Annotated in this window: 21 protein-coding genes; 13 read left to right on the top strand and 8 right to left on the bottom strand. The window is 68.2% G+C overall.

What is annotated here, in order from left to right; translation table 11 throughout:
• Positions 1 to 123 precede the first annotated feature (123 nt).
• The 3 genes from OC550_RS16700 to OC550_RS16690 all read left to right on the top strand — a co-directional run bounded on the left by OC550_RS16700 (position 124) and on the right by OC550_RS16690 (position 2,992).
• Positions 124 to 1,755, top strand: coding sequence for an alkaline phosphatase (locus OC550_RS16700; RefSeq protein WP_262107039.1), 1,632 nt, complete (start codon positions 124 to 126; stop codon positions 1,753 to 1,755).
• 72 nt (positions 1,756 to 1,827) lie between these two features.
• The gene (locus OC550_RS16695) at positions 1,828 to 2,667 is read left to right on the top strand and encodes a PhzF family phenazine biosynthesis protein (protein ID WP_262107038.1); all 840 of its coding nucleotides are present in this window, start codon (positions 1,828 to 1,830) and stop codon (positions 2,665 to 2,667) included.
• Position 2,668: 1 nt separating this feature from the next.
• Complete coding sequence (locus tag OC550_RS16690) at positions 2,669 to 2,992, top strand: hypothetical protein (protein WP_262107037.1); 324 nt, start codon at positions 2,669 to 2,671, stop codon at positions 2,990 to 2,992.
• 23 nt (positions 2,993 to 3,015) lie between these two features.
• Here the strand turns inward: OC550_RS16690 and OC550_RS16685 are convergent, their stop codons facing one another.
• Complete coding sequence (locus OC550_RS16685; RefSeq protein ID WP_262107036.1) at positions 3,016 to 3,807, bottom strand: ZIP family metal transporter; 792 nt, start codon at positions 3,805 to 3,807, stop codon at positions 3,016 to 3,018.
• A gap of 181 nt (positions 3,808 to 3,988) precedes the next feature.
• On the opposite strand from OC550_RS16685, the gene OC550_RS16680 reads away from it, so the two are divergent.
• On the top strand, positions 3,989 to 4,309 hold the full coding sequence (locus OC550_RS16680; protein WP_262107035.1) for a GYD domain-containing protein: 321 nt from the start codon (positions 3,989 to 3,991) through the stop codon (positions 4,307 to 4,309).
• A 53-nt stretch (positions 4,310 to 4,362) separates the two neighbouring features.
• Here the strand turns inward: OC550_RS16680 and OC550_RS16675 are convergent, their stop codons facing one another.
• The gene (locus tag OC550_RS16675) at positions 4,363 to 4,812 is read right to left on the bottom strand and encodes a hypothetical protein (RefSeq protein ID WP_262107034.1); all 450 of its coding nucleotides are present in this window, start codon (positions 4,810 to 4,812) and stop codon (positions 4,363 to 4,365) included.
• A gap of 246 nt (positions 4,813 to 5,058) precedes the next feature.
• On the opposite strand from OC550_RS16675, the gene OC550_RS16670 reads away from it, so the two are divergent.
• A complete protein-coding gene (locus tag OC550_RS16670; RefSeq protein ID WP_262107033.1) occupies positions 5,059 to 6,249 on the top strand; it encodes an AI-2E family transporter in 1,191 nt (396 codons plus the stop codon).
• A 35-nt stretch (positions 6,250 to 6,284) separates the two neighbouring features.
• Here the strand turns inward: OC550_RS16670 and OC550_RS16665 are convergent, their stop codons facing one another.
• Positions 6,285 to 6,722 (bottom strand): DUF1801 domain-containing protein, encoded by a 438-nt coding sequence (locus OC550_RS16665; protein WP_262107032.1) that lies wholly within the window; start codon positions 6,720 to 6,722, stop codon positions 6,285 to 6,287.
• Between the two features lie 28 nt (positions 6,723 to 6,750).
• Entirely contained in the window at positions 6,751 to 7,617 is an 867-nt protein-coding gene (locus tag OC550_RS16660) for a hypothetical protein (protein WP_262107031.1), read from the bottom strand.
• Between the two features lie 595 nt (positions 7,618 to 8,212).
• Here OC550_RS16660 and dnaB point away from each other — a divergent pair.
• A complete protein-coding gene (dnaB, locus tag OC550_RS16655) occupies positions 8,213 to 9,583 on the top strand; it encodes a replicative DNA helicase (RefSeq protein WP_262107030.1) in 1,371 nt (456 codons plus the stop codon).
• A gap of 166 nt (positions 9,584 to 9,749) precedes the next feature.
• The gene (locus tag OC550_RS16650) at positions 9,750 to 9,944 is read left to right on the top strand and encodes a hypothetical protein (protein ID WP_262107029.1); all 195 of its coding nucleotides are present in this window, start codon (positions 9,750 to 9,752) and stop codon (positions 9,942 to 9,944) included.
• 111 nt (positions 9,945 to 10,055) lie between these two features.
• On the opposite strand, the gene OC550_RS16645 is transcribed toward OC550_RS16650, so the two are convergent.
• Complete coding sequence (locus OC550_RS16645; RefSeq protein ID WP_262107028.1) at positions 10,056 to 10,265, bottom strand: hypothetical protein; 210 nt, start codon at positions 10,263 to 10,265, stop codon at positions 10,056 to 10,058.
• A 151-nt stretch (positions 10,266 to 10,416) separates the two neighbouring features.
• Here OC550_RS16645 and OC550_RS16640 point away from each other — a divergent pair, with 151 nt between their 5' ends.
• The 3 genes from OC550_RS16640 (at position 10,417) to OC550_RS16630 (ending at position 12,113) form a co-directional block, all read left to right on the top strand.
• Entirely contained in the window at positions 10,417 to 11,130 is a 714-nt protein-coding gene (locus OC550_RS16640) for a TetR/AcrR family transcriptional regulator C-terminal domain-containing protein (protein ID WP_262107027.1), read from the top strand.
• A 184-nt stretch (positions 11,131 to 11,314) separates the two neighbouring features.
• A complete protein-coding gene (locus tag OC550_RS16635; protein ID WP_262107026.1) occupies positions 11,315 to 11,722 on the top strand; it encodes a GNAT family N-acetyltransferase in 408 nt (135 codons plus the stop codon).
• A gap of 1 nt (position 11,723) precedes the next feature.
• The gene (locus tag OC550_RS16630; RefSeq protein WP_262107025.1) at positions 11,724 to 12,113 is read left to right on the top strand and encodes a hypothetical protein; all 390 of its coding nucleotides are present in this window, start codon (positions 11,724 to 11,726) and stop codon (positions 12,111 to 12,113) included.
• Positions 12,114 to 12,116: 3 nt separating this feature from the next.
• Here OC550_RS16630 and OC550_RS16625 read toward each other — a convergent pair whose 3' ends face one another.
• Positions 12,117 to 12,578: a DUF3817 domain-containing protein gene (locus OC550_RS16625; protein WP_262107024.1), complete on the bottom strand. Its 462-nt coding sequence runs from the start codon at positions 12,576 to 12,578 to the stop codon at positions 12,117 to 12,119.
• 122 nt (positions 12,579 to 12,700) lie between these two features.
• Entirely contained in the window at positions 12,701 to 12,892 is a 192-nt protein-coding gene (locus OC550_RS16620) for a DUF2795 domain-containing protein (RefSeq protein WP_262107023.1), read from the bottom strand.
• Positions 12,893 to 13,065: 173 nt separating this feature from the next.
• On the opposite strand from OC550_RS16620, the gene OC550_RS16615 reads away from it, so the two are divergent.
• Positions 13,066 to 13,674 (top strand): LysE/ArgO family amino acid transporter, encoded by a 609-nt coding sequence (locus OC550_RS16615; protein WP_262107192.1) that lies wholly within the window; start codon positions 13,066 to 13,068, stop codon positions 13,672 to 13,674.
• Between the two features lie 125 nt (positions 13,675 to 13,799).
• Positions 13,800 to 14,408, top strand: coding sequence for a GNAT family N-acetyltransferase (locus OC550_RS16610; RefSeq protein ID WP_262107022.1), 609 nt, complete (start codon positions 13,800 to 13,802; stop codon positions 14,406 to 14,408).
• A gap of 34 nt (positions 14,409 to 14,442) precedes the next feature.
• Here the strand turns inward: OC550_RS16610 and OC550_RS16605 are convergent, their stop codons facing one another.
• On the bottom strand, positions 14,443 to 15,621 hold the full coding sequence (locus OC550_RS16605) for a CdaR family transcriptional regulator (RefSeq protein WP_262107021.1): 1,179 nt from the start codon (positions 15,619 to 15,621) through the stop codon (positions 14,443 to 14,445).
• A 163-nt stretch (positions 15,622 to 15,784) separates the two neighbouring features.
• On the opposite strand from OC550_RS16605, the gene OC550_RS16600 reads away from it, so the two are divergent.
• Positions 15,785 to 17,107 carry an MFS transporter gene (locus OC550_RS16600; protein ID WP_262107020.1) on the top strand — a complete coding sequence of 441 codons (1,323 nt, stop codon included), beginning with the start codon at positions 15,785 to 15,787 and terminating at the stop codon, positions 17,105 to 17,107.
• Positions 17,108 to 17,204: the final 97 nt, after the last annotated feature.

The raw sequence follows: 17,204 nt of genomic DNA, 5'->3' as shown, positions 1-17,204 counted from the left end.
TCGGCAGGGGCCCAACGGACTTTAACCGGTCCGGCCGCCGGAGGGCGGTTGCTCTCCGAACCGTCCTGAAACGTTCACCTTCGGGACAGAAACCCGTCAGCTCCGCCGGACATGGTGGGTTCCATGACTGAGATTTCCCGCCGCTCCCTCGTCCTCGGCACCCTGGCCGCCGCCGGAACCGTCGCCGCGGCCGGTGCCGCACCGGCGTCGGCCGCCGCCCGCCCCGCCGCCGTGCCCCTGGTCCGCAAGCGCCTCACGCTCCCCAGCGGCATCGCCACCGGCGACGTCACCAGCAACTCCGCCGTGCTCTGGTCCCGCGCCTCGGGTCCGGGCCGCCTCATCGCCACGCTCCGCACGGTCGGAGCCGATGGCCGCGTGCTCCGCGGCAAGGGTGCCTACGAGCGCGTCCTGCGCGGCGGCTGGGCGCATGCCGACACCGACTTCACCGCCAAGGTCAACGCCGGGAACCTGCCCGCCGGCAGCCGCTTCCAGCTCACCCTGCAGTTCGAAGACGAGGCCGGGGCGCTCAGCGAGGCCGGCATCGGGTCACTGACGACGGCGGCGGGACCGTCCGCCGCGGGCCGCAGCAGCGTGCGCGGGAACCAGGTTGCGCGCGGGCAGAGCTTCGTCTGGACCGGCGACACCGCCGGACAGGGCTGGGGCATCAACGAGGAGATCGGTGGCATGCTCGGCTACCGCGCGATGCACCGCACCCGTCCCGACTTCTTCATCCACTCCGGCGACACGGTCTACGCCGACGGCCCGATCACCGGTGAAGTCGTGGAGCCGGACGGCAGGATCTGGAAGAACCTGGTGACCGAAGAGGTCTCCAAGGTGGCCGAGACGCTCAATGAATTCCGTGGGCGGCACCGTTACAACATGATGGACGCCAACCTGCGCGCCATGTACGCGGAGGTCCCGGTCATCGCGCAGTGGGACGACCACGAGACCACCAACAACTGGTGGCACGGCGAAACCCTCGACGACCCGCGCTACACGGTGCGCGACGTCGATACCCTCGCCGCCCGCGGACGGCAGGCCTGGCAGGAATACATGCCGATCGCCGATTCCCGCGCCCTGCGCAAGGGCACGGGCTTCGAGCCCGCGCGCATCTACCGCAAGATCGAGCGCGGCCCGCAGCTGGACGTCTTCGCCCTGGACATGCGCACCTTCAAGGGCGAGAACACGCCCGGCGTGGAGCCGCACGCCACCAGCATCCTCGGGGAGGAGCAGCTGCAATGGCTGATCCGCGAGGTCACCCGGTCCAAGGCCATCTGGAAGGTCATCTCCTCCGACCTGCCGCTGGGTATCATCGTGCCGGACGGCAAGGCGCAGGAGTCGATCGCGAACCGGGACAACGGGGCGCCGCTCGGACGCGAGCTGGAGCTCGCCCGGTTGCTGAAGGCCTTCAAGGACAACAAGGTCAAGAACGTCGTCTGGCTGACCGCGGACGTGCACTACTGCGCCGCCCACCACTACTCGCCGGAGCGCGCCGCGTTCAAGGACTTCGACCCGTTCTGGGAGTTCGTCGCCGGGCCCATCAACGCCGGCAGCTTCGGCCCCAACGACATGGACCTGACCTTCGGTCCCGAGGTGGTCTTCAGCAAGGCCGGCTACACCAACCAGTCCCCGCGGACCGGGGAAGGGCAGTTCTTCGGACACGTCGAGCTGGACGAGGACGACACCTTCACGGTCAGCCTGCGCGACGCCGCGGAGACGGTGCTCTGGCGCAAGGCGCTCCGGCCCCAGCGCTGACCCAGTGTCCGGCCGGGCTGCCGAGTCCCGGCCGGACGCCGTCCGCCCCGCCGCCGGCGGTAGGCTGAACCGGTGAGCACCCACGAATTTTCCCAGGTCGATGTCTTCACTACCGGTCCCGGCAAAGGCAACCCGCTCGCCGTCGTCGGCGGTGCCGAAACCCTGACCGACGCGCAGATGCAATCCTTCGCTAACTGGACCAACCTCTCCGAGACCACGTTCCTGCTGCCGCCCGCCGATCCCGAGGCGGACTATCGCGTACGGATCTTCACGCCGAGCGGCGAGCTGCCCTTCGCCGGCCACCCGACGCTGGGCACCGCGGATGTCTGGCTGCGCGGCGGCGGCGTGCCACGCGCCGAGGGCCGGATCGTGCAGGAGTGCGCGGCGGGCCTGGTGGAGATCAAGAACGACGGCGGACGGTTGGCTTTCGCCGCGCCCGTCCTGCAGCGGACGGGGGAACTGCCGGAGGAGAACGTCCAGAAGATCTGCGCCGCCCTCGGGCTGGAGCGGTCAGACGTCCTGCGCCACCAGTGGGCGCACAACGGGCCGCGGTGGCAGGCCCTCCAGCTGGCCGATGCCCAGGCGGTGCTCGACGTGGAACCGGACTATGCCGCCCTGGCGCCCTTCGGCGTCGGACTCATCGGCGCCTACCCGCCCGGCGGGGACGTCGACTTCGAAGTGCGCGGGCTGATGGGCTTCGAGGCCATGCCGGCGGAGGACCCTGTCACCGGCAGCCTGAACGCCGCGCTGGGACAGTGGCTGATCGGCGCCGGCCTCGCTCCCGAGAGCTATGTGGCCCGGCAGGGAACCCGGCTGGGCCGCGACGGGCGCGTCTACGTCTCCGCCTCGGACGGGGAAATCTGGGTCGGCGGCGATGTGCAGGCCGTCATCCGCGGAACGGTGGAACTCTAAGGTGGCCGCGGCACGAACCGGCGTAGCACCGGCCTCCCGCACCTCCCCGCGCTCCGCCATCTGGGCCCTCGCCTCGTCCCTCCTCGGGGCGCTGCTGCTCGCGCTGATGCTGGCCTACGGGCTCGGCACCGAGGGGGCTGGACTTGTGCTTGCTCCGTTCGTCGCACTGCCGGTCCTCATGTTCGCGCTGATCGGGGTGATGCTGTCCGCCGTCGCCCTGGCCCGGCGGACGTCCCGCCGGAAGACCGCCTTAGCCGCCCTGGTTATCGGAACTGTCGCCGCGGTCCCGCCCGTCTGGCTTTGGGTCTGGCTCCTGGCCGGCTGACCCGCACCGGACTGCCGAAAAGGTCACGCGAGGGACAGCACGAACGAGAGCACGAAGCCGGCCGCTGTGCCCAGGGCGACCGCCGGACCGCCGTGCTCGAACGCCTCCGGCATCAGGGTGTCCGCCAGAGCTGCGATCACGGCGCCCGACGCGAAGGCCAGCGGCAGGGAGATCGTCTCCGGGTCGCTGCCGGACAGCGGCCCGGCGCCGACCACCACGGCGGCGACGAGCAGCACGGAGCATGCGCCCCACAGCCCGATGATGGCCGCCCTCGTCATGCCTTGGGCGCGCATGGATGCCGCGCCGACCAGGGCCTCGGGCAGGTTGGAGACGAAGATTGCGGCCAGCAGCGCCAGCCCGCCGCTTCCCTCGCCGAGCGCCACCCCGAGCGCGAGGTTCTCGGGCACGCCGTCGAGCGTCGCGGCGGCGAGCAGGGCCAGGCCCGCCGCGCCCCGGGTGGATGCAGCCGCAGGCGCGTGGCCAGCGGCGGCGGCGTCCGTGTCCAGCTTGGCGCTGCCCCGGTACTCGTCTGCCGGAACCGATGTCGATCCGGCCTGTGCCCAGCGGTCGAGCAGCGCGCTCAAGGTCGTGAATACCACCGCGCCGACCAACAGGCCGCCGGCTGCGCGCCAGATACCGCCGCGCTCGTAGGCTTCCGCGAACAGCTCGAACGTCAGCGCGGTGACCAGGGCGCCGGCCGCGAAGGACAGAATGATCGCCAGAACGCGCTTGGGCAGTTGGAACCACACACCGATAACCCCGCCGAGCACCAGGGCGCTGGAAGTCACGATGCCGTACAGCAGCGACGTTGCCACACCGTCATTATGGGGGCTGGCCGGAAGGACGACAACGGTTGGGATTGTTGCCAACCTTCACGAGGCGGGCCTAGACTCGGCCCACAGCCCAGTCGGGAAGATCTCCGGAACCGCTGCCCAGGGGTCGTCCGGCGCGTCCGGGCGGGGCCCGCGGTCTGGAACAGCCAGTACAGGAGCAGTCATGACCAAGTACTTGTTTCAGGGTAAGTATGTGGGCGAGGGGATCAAAGGCCTCATGAAAGAAGGGGGCTCCAAACGCAGGGAGGCTGTGGTCCAGGCCTTGGAATCGGTCGGCGGGTCGCTGGAATGCATCTACTACGCCTTCGGGGAGACCGATGTACTCGGAGTCTTCGACATACCCGACCAGCCCAGCGCCGCCGCACTGTCCCTGATGATCAATTCAAGCGGGGCCGTGGATTTGCGCCTGACACCCCTCATGACGCCTGAAGATCTCGACGCCGCGGCAGGCAAGACGCCGTCGTACCGCGCGCCGGGACACTAGCGCCCGGACACTAGTCAGAAACGGTTCCGTAGCCGGTGGCGGGACGGGCAGGTCTAGTCGAAGGAAATGCTGTGCGCCAACGTCTCGATTTCCTGCCGCAGTGCCTCATCGGCCCTGCGCTTTGACAGGGCCGCTTCGTCCCGCAGTTCCCGTTCGCGCCGAGTCTGGTCACTGATTTTGCGGATCAGGGAGCCGATGGCCGGGGCCAGACGGGCCTTCAGCTCTTCCAGACTCGTGTTGACGATATCCAGCCGCGCCTCGTTGATCACCAAGCTGACGTGCCCGTAGCCGTGCTCCCTGAGCCGCTCGTGTGTCTCCGGCCCCTGGATTAGCCTCGCTTCCGCGGGAAGGACCCGCCGGGAAAAAGCGACCGAGACCGTATATCTGTCCGGAGGATCAGCCGCGTAGCGTTCCCGCGAAACCGCCACCACTGAGGTCAACCGCAGCGGTGACTCCGGCGAGCTGTCTGCGGCTGGTTCGTGAGGAGACACGTTGATGCTCATGCACCCATTTTCCCACCGGTGGTGACGATTGTCCCCCGGACAGGCGGGGGGCAATCGCTCCAAGCCGGCCGTCCAGCCCGCGCGTGCACCCTGCCCCGGCCGTCAGACGTGCTGCAGGGGCCGGCCCAGTCCGGTTACCCGGCGGCGCTGGATAGGACTGACTTCCCTGTTACCGCTGCATCCTTGGACAGCCACGCCAGAAGGAGCATTCTGGGAGCAACAGCAGTAGATAAGGGGATGGTTTCCATGACAACAACCTCGTCCACCGTGGGTGCTCTGAAGGCTCGAGGACTATGGGCAGACGGATTCGGCCGGGTCGGGACCCGCGCCGCGCAGTTCATTTTGCTCCTGATCGCCGTATCCGTTGCCGTGTACGGGCTGATACAGCTCAAGCTCATCGTGATCCCGCTCATGGTGGCACTCATCCTGGCCTCGGCGCTCAACCCGGTGGTCGCCTTCCTGCGCCGCAAGGGGCTCCCAGACGCACTGGCGACCTGGATCACGTTCCTGGCCGCCATCGTGGTCCTCGGGGGCATTGTCACCGGCATTGTCTTCGCGGTCCGCAGCGAATGGGACGAGCTGGTCACCGCCGCCTCCGACGGGTTCGAGGAGCTGCGGAAATTCGTCGTTTCCGGTCCACTGCCCATCGACCAGGCGATGATTGACAGGGGCATCGACGCGGTGACCGGGTTTGCCACCAGCAGCCAGTTCGGGGCGGGCGCCCTTGCCGGGGTTTCGACGGCGGCTGAGGTCATCACGGGCGTCCTGCTGAGCGCCGTCGTGCTCTTCTACTTCCTGAAGGACGGCGGACGGATCTGGGACTTCTTCCTTCGGCCCTTCCACGGTGAGCGCCAACGTAGACTGCGCAGCTCCGGCGCCAGGACCCTCGTCGTGCTGGGCCAGTATGTGCGGGGCACGGCGATCATCGCCGTGATCGAGGCGGTTGTCATCGGCACGGCGCTGTTCATCCTGCAGGTGCCCCTGGCCCTTCCGCTGGCCGTCATTGTTTTCCTCGGCGCCTTCGTCCCGATGGTCGGGGCGACGGTGGCCGGGATACTTGCCGCCCTGATCGCGCTGGTTGCCAACGGGCCCGTCGTGGCACTGATTGTCGTGGCCATCGTCATCGGCATCAACCAGCTCGACGGACATGTCCTGCAGCCGATTGTGATGGGAAGGTCGCTGCGCCTGCACGGCTTGGTCATCCTCCTGGCGCTGGCCGCCGGCGTCATCCTCGCCGGAATCATCGGGGCCGTGCTGGCCGTGCCGCTGACTGCGGTGACCTGGGCCATCATCCAAGTCTGGGCCCAACCCGCGGACACTGGGTCCGACCCGACTGGCGGCAAGGGCCTGCCCCGGGCGCAGTGGAAGCCGTTCATCGCCGCCCGCAAGGCGGCGATTGCCTCCCGGCTGAAGCGGGAATCCGGAAAGCGCGGTTGACGCACATCCTTCGTCCCCTGCTCAGTGTCGCTCTCTCAGTGTCGGCTCTGCAGAGATTCGTGGTCGTGGGTGGTCATGAATCGGTAGCAGAGGGTGACTAGTTCGCGCAGCACATCCAGGTCCACGTCCGCCAGCTTGTTGATGTAGAGGCATGCGGCTCCGGTCTTGTGTTTGCCCAGCCTCGCCAGCAGCTCGGCCGATCCGGGGGCGTACGTGAGACCGTATAGCGCCAGGTTGCCCTTGCGCGGCGAGAACCCGACGGCCAGCGCGTCACCCTCGCGTCCGCTCGCGTACCGGTAGTGGTAACTGCCGAAGCCCACCATGGAGGGCCCCCACATGAGCGGTTCCTCGCCCGTGCACTGGTGCATCAGGTCCAGCAGCGCCTCGCCGTCCGCGCGGCGCACCGGATGCTCGACGCCCGCCAGGAAACCGTCTACCGGAACGTCCGTCGGGGCAGTCTTGTTCTCAGCCATGGCCTCAGTCTGCCAGAGTCCTCGCCGCCTAGCCCTCGGGCTTGGCAGGCGGCTCGGGCTGGATCAGGCGGACGAAGTCCCTTGCCTGCTGCTCGTCCGCATCGGAGTGCTCCATCAGGAGCCGGACGGCGGCCTCTCGATCGCCGCCGAGGGCCTGGTCCTTGATTCGGGCGAAGACATCGTCGTTGAGCCGGGTGCTGGCGATCTCGCGGATCTCGTCGCCCTGGGACACAATCGCGCGGTAACGGTAGCCCCCTGCCGCCTCCTTCGGCCGCGGAACGAACGCGGTTGCATCGGCGGCCTCCGGGCGCGGCGCGGGAGCCGGCCCGGCAAGCGATTCGGGAGTATCGGGGATCACGGGGTGCGCCGGCGGGCCGAGCGGGCCGGAGCCCGGAGATCCGGCCTGGCCGCGACCGGCGGCGTCTCCGGGCAGGCCTGAACCGGTTTCCCCGGCCGTGCCGGGACGGCCAGCACCTTCGGGCCGGTCCGGAGCGGAGACGTCACCGGGGCGGCCCGATCCGCGCGCGTCCTCGGTCGCTTCCGTGGAGGGCGCGGGCGGCGCGCCGTAGGCCTGCGGATAGGTGGACATGCTCGCGACGGCGGTCGCCGCCTCGCGGAGTTTGGCACCGGTCGCCTTCCGGTACTCCATGATCGCGTTCAGCGCATCGCCGCGTGCCAGCAGCGCGTAGATGGCCGAGTGCTGCTGCTGGTTCAGCCGCGCGCTGGCTTTGACCGACTCCTCCCGGGACGCCACCGCCGCCGGTCCCCGGGACGACCGCCCGCGGGTCGCGCCGTCGTTCTCCGTCCTGGAACGGCTGCCCAGATACTTCATGGCCAGCAGACCCAGCACCACAACGACGACGACAATCAGCAGGGGGATCAGGAAGGACTCCATGTGATTAATCCTACGGGCCCGCTGGCAGGACCCTACGGTGGGGTCGGGAATGGCTGCCACCCGATTTTGGGGCTATGCCGGTCGCTGGACGTGTCCCAGCAGGCATCGATGCAGGCCCAGCCCCGAAGAGCCAGGGCGTTATCCACGGGAGAAGTCGCCTTGCCTGTGGATAACCATGTGGAAAATCAGCCCCTACGGCCCATTCCCATGCTTGTCAAACCCACAGCTTTGGGGAAAAGATGTGGATGATTTTCTTTGATCCACAGGCTGTGCAGGGTATTTGTGCAGGTCAAAGGCATGTTACTGCTGAGTTAACAACGTTATCCACAGTTGTCCACACAGTCTGTGCACAAGACACGCCGTCCAATCCACAATGTATCCACAGGCACGGTGGATAACTGGCTTTGCGGGGCGCACAAAGAGGACTAACGTACCGGGTATTCCTCCTTGTTTCGGCGTCGTCCGGGGCTATACAGCCCTGCCCGGCGCCGGGCGGAAGTGTCGGAAGCGGTTGATACACAGGAATCCGCCGGCCGCTCCGTGAGGAGTGCGCCGGCTGGCAGAAAGCAGCATCGAGGACAGAAAGCAGGCAGCGGTGACAGCAGTTCAATCGGACTCCGCCCAAACAAGCCGGGAACCGGATTTCGCCAGGACGCCGCCGCAGGACCTCGTCGCCGAGCAATCGGTGCTGGGCGGCATGATGTTGTCCAAGGATGCCATCGCCGACGTCGTCGAGATCCTGCGCGGCAACGACTTCTATCGGCCCGCGCACGAGAGCATCTACGAGGCCGTCATCGACCTCTATGGCCGCGGCGAGCCGGCCGACGCCGTCACCGTGTCCGACCTGTTGACCAAGCGCGGCGAAATCACCCGCATCGGCGGTCCCGCCTACCTGCACACCCTGATCCAGTCCGTTCCGACGGCGGCCAACGCCGGCTTCTACGCCGAGATCGTCCGCGAGCGTGCGGTGCTCCGCCGCCTCGTCAATGCCGGAACCAAGATCGTCCAGCTCGGCTACTCCCAGGACGGCGAGGTCGACGACATCGTCAACCAGGCCCAGGCGGAGATCTACACCGTTGCCGAGCGGCGCAGCGCCGAAGACTACGTTCCGCTCAAGGACATCATCGAGTCCACGGTGGACGAGATCGAATCCGCCGGGCACCGCGGCGAAGGGCTCACCGGCGTCCCCACCGGGTTCTATGAACTCGACGAGCTCACCCAGGGCCTGCACGGCGGCCAGATGATCGTCATCGCCGCGAGGCCCGCCGTCGGCAAGTCCACGTTCGCGCTGGACTTTGCCCGTTCGGCAGCGATCAAGAACAATATGACCACCGTGTTCTTCTCCCTGGAAATGGGTCGCAACGAGATTGCGATGCGCCTCCTGTCGGCCGAGGCCACAATCGGCCTGCAGGATCTGCGCAAGGGCACGATCAAGGACGAGCAGTGGGGCAAGATCGCCACCACGATGGGCCGCATGAACGACGCGCCGCTCTTCATCGACGACAGCCCCAACATGTCGCTGATGGAGATCCGCGCCAAGTGCCGCCGGCTCAAGCAGCGGCACGACCTGAAGCTGGTGGTCCTCGACTATCTTCAGCTGATGTCATCCGGCAAGCGCGTCGAATCCCGCCAGCAGGAGGTGTCCGAATTCTCGCGTGCGCTGAAGCTGCTGGCCAAGGAGCTCGAGGTGCCCGTCATTGCCCTCTCGCAGCTGAACCGTGGTTCCGAGCAGCGTACCGACAAGAAGCCGATGGTTTCCGACCTCCGCGAATCGGGCAGCATCGAGCAGGATGCGGACATGGTCATCCTGCTGCACCGCGAAGACATCTACGACAAGGAGTCTCCCCGCGCCGGCGAGGCGGACGTGATCGTGGCGAAGCACCGTAACGGTCCCACGAAGACCATCGTGGTGGGCTTCCAGGGCCACTACTCGCGGTTCGCCAACATGGCGGTCGAGAGCGGGTAGTAGGCGCGTTCCCGGGCCGATCTGCCCATGGATGCCCGGCAGGTCAAAGCTTGTGCGTACGGTCACTTTCGGTCACATTCGATGAGCTGACCAGGCGTCGCCGGATAGAGTGGACCCGCTTCCTCAGCGACGAGGTGGCGGAAATCGACGAAGAAAGCAGCGGTGCATGAACTTTGAATCGCACTCAATGACGCTCAAGATCTGGGACCACTCCACGATGGATCACACCCTGGAAGCCGCCATTGCGCACGTATCCACCAAGGCGAATGCTCCGAGGGACCGGGTGCGGGTTACGCGCAGCGGACCCAACGTGTTCACGGTCAGCCTGTCCGGCGAATCGGCAGCAGGCACAGTAGCCTGAGCCGGTCCGGCCTCAGGATGGAACGGGATTCAAGCACCGCTGCAGCGTCAGTTGCGGCGGTGCTTCCGTTTTGCTGGCTTGCAAAGCGCCAGCCTCTCGCTCGGAGAGTGTTTAGGCCGGCTCGACCGGCAGGGTCGGAACCCGTTCGCTCAGCTCGCGAGCGGTGAGGTTTGCCGCGTTGCCGATGGCGTCAGGGTCGGCGCCGGCCTTCACCGCCTCATCGATGGCGGTGTCCAGGTGGCTTTCGGCCTGGTCGATTTCACCCTGCAGGGATTCGACCGCCGCCGAGGCGACCCAAACGTGTTTCAGCTCTTCGTCCATACCGAAAGCTTACGGCGTAAGCAAGGGCCGGTCGAATGCCTGGGGGCCAGTTCTCCTTCGGCATAACCCGACCAGGCCGATGTTCCGGATGCTGAGACAGGCATTGCCCGCGGCGCGTACGCTGGACTGAGCCGCAGGGAAGGGGCTGTCAGTGTCCGGTCCAGCGTCAGCAGGCCATGGCGGAAGCCAGGAGCCCGGCGCCGAACGTGCCCGCCTGGAGCGTGGGATGATCCTGGACGCCGGCGTCGAATATGTGGAACGCTTCGGGGTTCGGCAGCTCACCATGCGCCGGCTTGGGCGGGAACTGGGCGTCGAAGCGATGTCGCTCTACCGCTACGTGCATTCGCGGGAAGACCTGCTGGACGGCATCGTGGAAACCGTTGTGGACGAGCTCTACAGCGACCCGGAAGTCACCGTGGAGCCCGTCCACGGCTGGCAGGACTACCTGCTGCGCCTGGCGCACGGGCTGCGGCGGCTGGCGATGGCGCGTCCGCAGGTGTTTCCGTTGATTGCCACGCGGCCGACCGAGGCGCCTTGGGTCAGGCCGCCGCTGCGTAGCCTGCGCTGGGTGGAGTCCTTCCTCGCCGCCTTGACGGCCTCGGGCTTCAGCCGTCGGGCGGCCGTCGATGCCTACCGCGCCTTCAGCAGTTTCCTGCTGGGGCATCTGCTGCTCGAGGTTTCGGCCATGGGGGCGGACGTCGGGCCGACCGAAGAGGTCGAGCCGCGTCCGCCCCGCGCCGCCGACCTGTCGGAGTACCCGCTGCTGCAGCGGTTCCAGGCCCTGCTCTCCGAGGACCGGGCCGAGCAGGAGTTCGAGGAATCGCTGGAGCATCTGCTCGAGCGGCTCGACGCGCTGCGCAACTGACGAAAAATTCGACCAAATCCGGTGGAACGTTTTGCAGAAATAAAGTAAGCATGCTTTGCTTACCCTGTAAGCAAGATCCGATGGCGGGGCCGATCCTTGAGGGCGAGGCTCCGCTGACTCTTCAGCCCGTAATGCCGGCCCCCAGCTACGGTCGGGACTGAAGGGGAGAAACAGAGGAGAGAGCATGCAGGTCATTCGAAACAACTTTGGTGCTTCGCAGTACGACGCCTACGTTGATGGAGCGGTCGCAGGGTCCCTGCACTACCGCATCGAGGGCGACCAGATGTGGCTCCTTTACACGGCGGTGGACCAGGAGCACCGGGACACGGACTTGGAGGACCGGCTGATCCGCACCGCGTTGGCGGACGCGCACAGCCGCCGGCTGTCCGTGCTGCCGTTCTGCCACCAGGTCCGCAAGCGCGTCTTCAACCACCCCGTCTACCTGCAGCTGGTGCCGGCCGCGGAACGGGAGCGCTTCCGCGAGTCCTTCGAGGAGATCCTCAAGGACGAGGCAGCCTGGCGCAAGGCCGAAGCGAGCCGCGCGGCCCGCAAGCCGGCCCTGGCGTCCGTGGGCAAGGCGGAAGCCGCCTAGCATGGAGGGCGACAAACTCAAGGTCCTGGTGAGCATGGACGTGGACTGCGACAGCGCCAGGATCGAAGTGAAGGGGAACGTGGATTCCCGGAATGTGCAGGCACTCCATGCCGTGGCCCGGCGGGTGAACACCCTCATGCCGGGCCTCGGGATCGTCCTGGATCTCGCGGCGGCCTCCGCAACAAGAGAGGCCGCCCAGGAGCTGAGGGAGTGTGCCGACGCGCAGGCCCTGCCAGCGGGAGCCGGCCAGGACCCGGTTCCGTGCAACCTGAGCGCTGTCCTTCCGGTCAAGACGGCCCAACCGGCCCGGTCCGCGGAAGCAGCCGAGGAGGCCGACAAGCTGGCCAGCGTGTCCGTGGCATCGGGTTCCGACGTTGCCCTGGCGGCCTAGCGGCTAGGCGAACCAGGTATCCGGCGGGCCGAGGAACAGCAGGAAACTGAAGACGGCGGCAACGGCCACCAGCGCGACGACGACGGCGGTGGCCGGCTTCCGCAGGACCCACGCCTGGAGCTTTTCCAGCGGTCCGCGCGGTTCTGCTCCGCCTGCGGCCAGCCGCCAGCCACCGCCCAGCAGTCCCCGGCGGTCCAGCGACCTTTCCGCGGGAATGGTGGCATAGGGAACGACGGCGGAGGCCACGGTGAGCAGGCCCGTTCCGGTGGTCCATTTCTGGTTCACCCACGTGAAGCAGGTGCTCGCCACATAGCACAGGAACACGAACCCGTGCAGGCCGCCGGCGATGCTCATCACGGCCTCGCCGGTGTGCAGGACGTACTTCAGGAACAGGGCAATGAGCAGCAGCGTCCAAGTTACTGCTTCGGCAAACGCAACTGACCGGAACAAGGTGCGGGGCGGCATGGAAGTCCTCGGGTGGGGAAAGGGATCCCTACCAAGGTAGCCGCCGCGGCCGGCCGGCGCATTTCCACCCGGCGTTGGTGCACGTCGCCGGGAGGATCAGCCCATCCGCGGAGCAGGGGCGGTCAGCTGCCGCCGATGGCCTTGTTGACCTCGGCCGGCGTCTCGTATTGCCGGTCCGGCAGGCCGCGCAGGGCCTCGATGACGCTGCTGTCCGCGCCGGAGTCCTCTGCTTTCTTGACCAGGTCGGCGGCGGAGGCGGGGTAGTCGACGCCGCCGAGGGCCTTCTGGATGTCGATCGGGCTGGGATTGGCCACGGGATGTCCTTCCTGAGGGGCAAAGCGGGATTCAATCCACCAACTTATCGGCCTCCTGCTCCGTTGGGAATGCCCCGGGCCAACTCCGCGCCGAAGCCCGGCGCTGTCCTGCGGTGGGGCGGCGTAGGTGCAGCCGGTGGCCGTAGTAGCCTCTTGTGGTGATTCCAGCGGACATGCTCCAGGCGGCGCTCCTCGGCCTCGGCACCGGGCTGGCCCTCATCGTGGCCATTGGCGCCCAGAACGCCTTTGTGCTGCGGCAGGGCATCCGGGGCGAGCACGTTGTGGTGACAGTGCTGATCTGCGCGCTGTCCGACGCGGTACTGATCGGGGCGGGCATCCTGGGGATCGGCACGCTGATCGAAGCGGCCCCGGCCGCCGTCGTTATTATCCGTTTTGCCGGTGCGGCGTTCCTGCTGGCCTACGGAATCCTCGCTGCCAAGCGGGCGATCAGGCCCGGCGCGCTGACCGCGGCGGCGCAGCAGGGGCCGCTCAGCCGGAAGGCGGCGGTGGCGACGGTGCTGGCCCTGACCTGGCTGAACCCGCACGTCTACCTCGACACGGTCCTGCTGCTCGGCTCGGTCGCCAACAGCCAGGCCGCCGGCGCGCGCTGGTGGTTCGGCGGCGGCGCCATGCTGGGCAGCATCCTCTGGTTCAGCGCGCTCGGCTTCGGCGCGCGGCTGCTGCGCCCGTTCTTTGCGAAGCCGATGTCGTGGCGGGTCCTGGACGCGCTGATCGCCGTGGTGATGTTCGCGCTGGGCCTGCGGATGGCGTTCGGCGCATAGCCGGGCCCTGCCCGTGCGTAGCCGGGCACGTTGTGCACGCGGCTCCGCTCTCCGCGCGCAGCCTGGTTCTTTGCCCGCCGCGACCGACCCTTCGCAACTGCCGTGCAGGCTGGCAAGCTGGTCCCATGGGCCAGGATCCGGCGGTGGAAATCGTGGAAATAACGACGGCGGCGTGGCCGGTTTTCGAGCAGCTGTTCGGCCCCGGCGGCGTGCAGGGTGGCTGTTGGTGCTCCTGGTTCCGCATGGGGTCGCGCGACTATGCCGCCGCCGGCAGCGCCGGGCGCAAGGAGTTGGTGCGCGGGCTGGTCGAGGCGGGCGAACCCTTTGGGCTGGTGGCCAAGGTGGACGGCGAGCCGCTGGGCTGGGTTTCGGTGGCCCCGCGGCAGTGCCATGTCCGGCTGCGGCGCTCCAGCGTCGCGCGGCTGGCGCCTGGCGAGGACGCCGCGGGGCTGTGGACCGTGGCGTGCTTCTATGTGGATCGGCGCGGGCGCGGACGCGGCCTGGGCCTGACGCTGCTGAAGGCCGCGGTGGAGTATGCGGAGCGGAACGGAGCCCGCGCCGTCGAGGGGTATCCGGTGGACACCGCAGGGGAGCGGACTCCGCCGCAGGAGCTGTACTACGGTACCCTCGGCACCTTCCTGGCCGCAGGTTTCGAGCCGATCGACCGCCGGGGCGCGCGCCGGGTGCTGGTGCGGAAGGAGCTGGGCGCGTCGGGCGAGGCCGGGCGGAGGTAGCGGCGCAGCGCCGTCTGCGAGAGGCGTTGAGCCGCTAGAGCCAGGCGACGACCAGCCGGGCGGCCTGGGCGGGCACGGTGGGGTCGACGCCCGTCAGCTCGGCGAAGCGGCGCAGCCGGTTCATCAGCGTGTTGCGGTGGCAGAAGAGGCGGGCGGCCGAATCGGTGACGCTGCCGGTGGCGAGGTAGGCGCGCACGGCTTCCATCAGCCGCTCGCGTTCCACCGGTCCGCAGCCGGCCAGGGCGCTCTCCACGTCCGGGGCAATCGGGAGGTTGGCGGCCGCGAGCCGGAGCCGGGCCAGCCGAGACCAGGCGACGCCGAGCGTGAGCGCGCCCCCGTCCTCGGGCTCCGCGAGCTGGGCGAGGTCCCGTGCGAGGCGCGCGCTGTTCCAGAGGTCCGCGAGGCCGTCCACCCGTTCGATCAGGCCGCAGCGGAGCCGGCCGATCCGCTCGGCGGCTTCGTAGAGCGCGGACCCGTGCCGCTCGTCCAGCATCCAGAACGCGACGAGCGCGTCGGCCAGCGGATGGGTGAAGATTTCGCCGCCCCGGCGGGCGGCCTGAGCGATGACGATCCGCAGGGCGGCGGCGTTCTCGACCGTCGCGACGGCGACGCCGAAAGGACCGTCCCGCTCCAGGCCAAGCTCGGCGGCAATGCGTTCGACCAGCTCCGGCGCCGGTGCCGCGGGGCCGAAGATGGCCGCCACATAGCCCTGCCGGACCGAGGACACTTCGTGGGCCATGCGCTGCCGCTCCGCCAGGTAGGTCACCTGGGTCTGCGCGGCGTAGGTGTCCACGACCTGCCACACCGTCTCGGCCCGGCGCACGAGCAGCGGCGCGTCCTCCGGCTCGGCCAGGGCCATGAGGTGGCTCCAGAGGACGGTGAAGTCCAGCCGGATCGCGGTCATCAGCGTCTCCACGGGGACGCCGGCCCGGGCGCGGGAGACGCCGACGTCCAGCGCGATGTTCTGGCGTTCGCTGACCAACCGGCTGCTGTCGGCCCCGGGCCGCAGGCTTTCTATCAGCGCTTCGAAGGAGGCGGCGCCGGTGCGGCGGATCTCGCTGGCCGGAAGCGCCCCGTCACGGTAGTCCTCCAACTGCAGCACGCGCTCGAGGAACGCGTCGGTCAGGGCGTCGACGGAGAGCCGGTCAAGCAGCTCGTTCCAGCGGGCGGCCGCGCCGCCGTCGTTAATTCGCTGTTTCGAAGGCGTTTCCACCGCGTCAGGACCCTCCAATCTTGTGCGTTTGCACATCCTACCCCTCCAAACCCGCCCCGATTCGTGCGGGTGTGATCTGCTGCACTCTGGCAAGCTGGTATGCATTCGAAGGCGAGGGCCGCGGCGACCGTGTAACGCCGGCCCACTAGTGTGCGGAGGCACCATGACGCAATCCCTGAACCTCGAAGCCGGGGCGACCAGGAAGATCTCGGACAAGGAGGCGACCAAGGTCGCCATCGGTGCCCTCGTCGGCACAGCGATGGAGTGGTACGACTTCTTCCTCTTCAGCGCCGCCGCTGCCCTGGTCTTCAACGTCCAGTACTTCACCAACGAAAACGCGACGGCGGCCGCCATGGCGTCCTTCGCGACCTTCGGCGTCGGCCTCGTGGCCCGTCCCATCGGCGGCATGATCTTCGGCGCGATGGGCGACAGGATCGGCCGGCGCAAGACCCTGATGGTCACGATCGTCGGCATCGGCATCATCACGGGCCTGATCGGCCTGCTGCCCACCTATGCGGCGATCGGCGTTGCCGCCCCCATCCTGCTCGTGCTGCTGCGCATCGCCCAGGGGCTGTTCGTGGGCGGCGAGTGGTCCGGCGCCATGACCATCGTGGTGGAGAACGCGCCGCTCGAGCGCCGCGCCCGCTACGCGGCGCTGCCGCAGATCGGCTCGCCGATCGGCACCATCCTCTCCTCCGGCGGCTTCTTCGTGATGACGCTGCTCTTCTCCCAGGAGAGCTTCGACTCCTTCGGCTGGCGCATTCCGTTCCTGGCCGCGTTCCCGATGCTGCTGCTCGCCCTCTACATCCGCTCCCGCCTCGACGAGTCCCCGGTGTTCACCGAGCTGATGGAGGCCGGCGAGACCGAGCAGGCGCCGATCCGGACGGTGCTGCGCGAGAGCTGGAAGCACATCATCGTGGGCATGGCGGCGGCCCTGCTGGGTGTCGGCGGCTTCTACCTGGTTACCGCGTTCGTGGTCTACTACGGCGTGAAGATCCTGGGCTACGAGTCCTCGCTGATGCTCGCGGGCGGCATGATTGCCGCCGTTGTGGAGATCCCCGTCCTGATCGCCGGCGGGCGGCTGGCCGAGCGCTTCGGAGCCAGCAAGGTCATCATCTACGGCGGCATCCTGTCGGCCATCGCCGCCGTGCCGTCCTTCGTCCTGGTCGAGAGCGGCAACGACTTCCTCGTGATCACCGGCATGGTCCTGGCGGTCGCGACCCTGTCCTTCCCGTACGCGGCCTCGGGCACCGTGCTGACCGGTCTGTTCCCGGCCCGCACCCGCTACACCGGAGTGGGCTTCGCGCAGAACGTCGCGGGCATGCTCAGCGGCTTCGTCCCGCTGCTGGCCACGGGCTTCGTCGCTTCCGTGGGCAATCACTGGTGGCCGGCCGCCGCGATGCTGGTCTTCCTGAGCCTGTTCACCGCTGTGGCCGGCGTGCTCGCGCCGCGGATGAGCGTGAACCTGCCCGGGTTCAAGCACTAGACGCCAGCCCTCGGGTCGCGGCACTCTCGCCGCGACCCTCTCAAACGATTGGCCTGTAGTGGCTCGTTTGGACGTCCATTCCAGCCATTACAGGCCA

This window comes from Arthrobacter sp. Marseille-P9274 (assembly GCF_946892675.1).
GTDB lineage: Bacteria > Actinomycetota > Actinomycetes > Actinomycetales > Micrococcaceae > Crystallibacter.
Note: the sequence above shows the minus strand (reverse complement) of the source record. Positions and strands in the feature narration are given on the sequence as shown.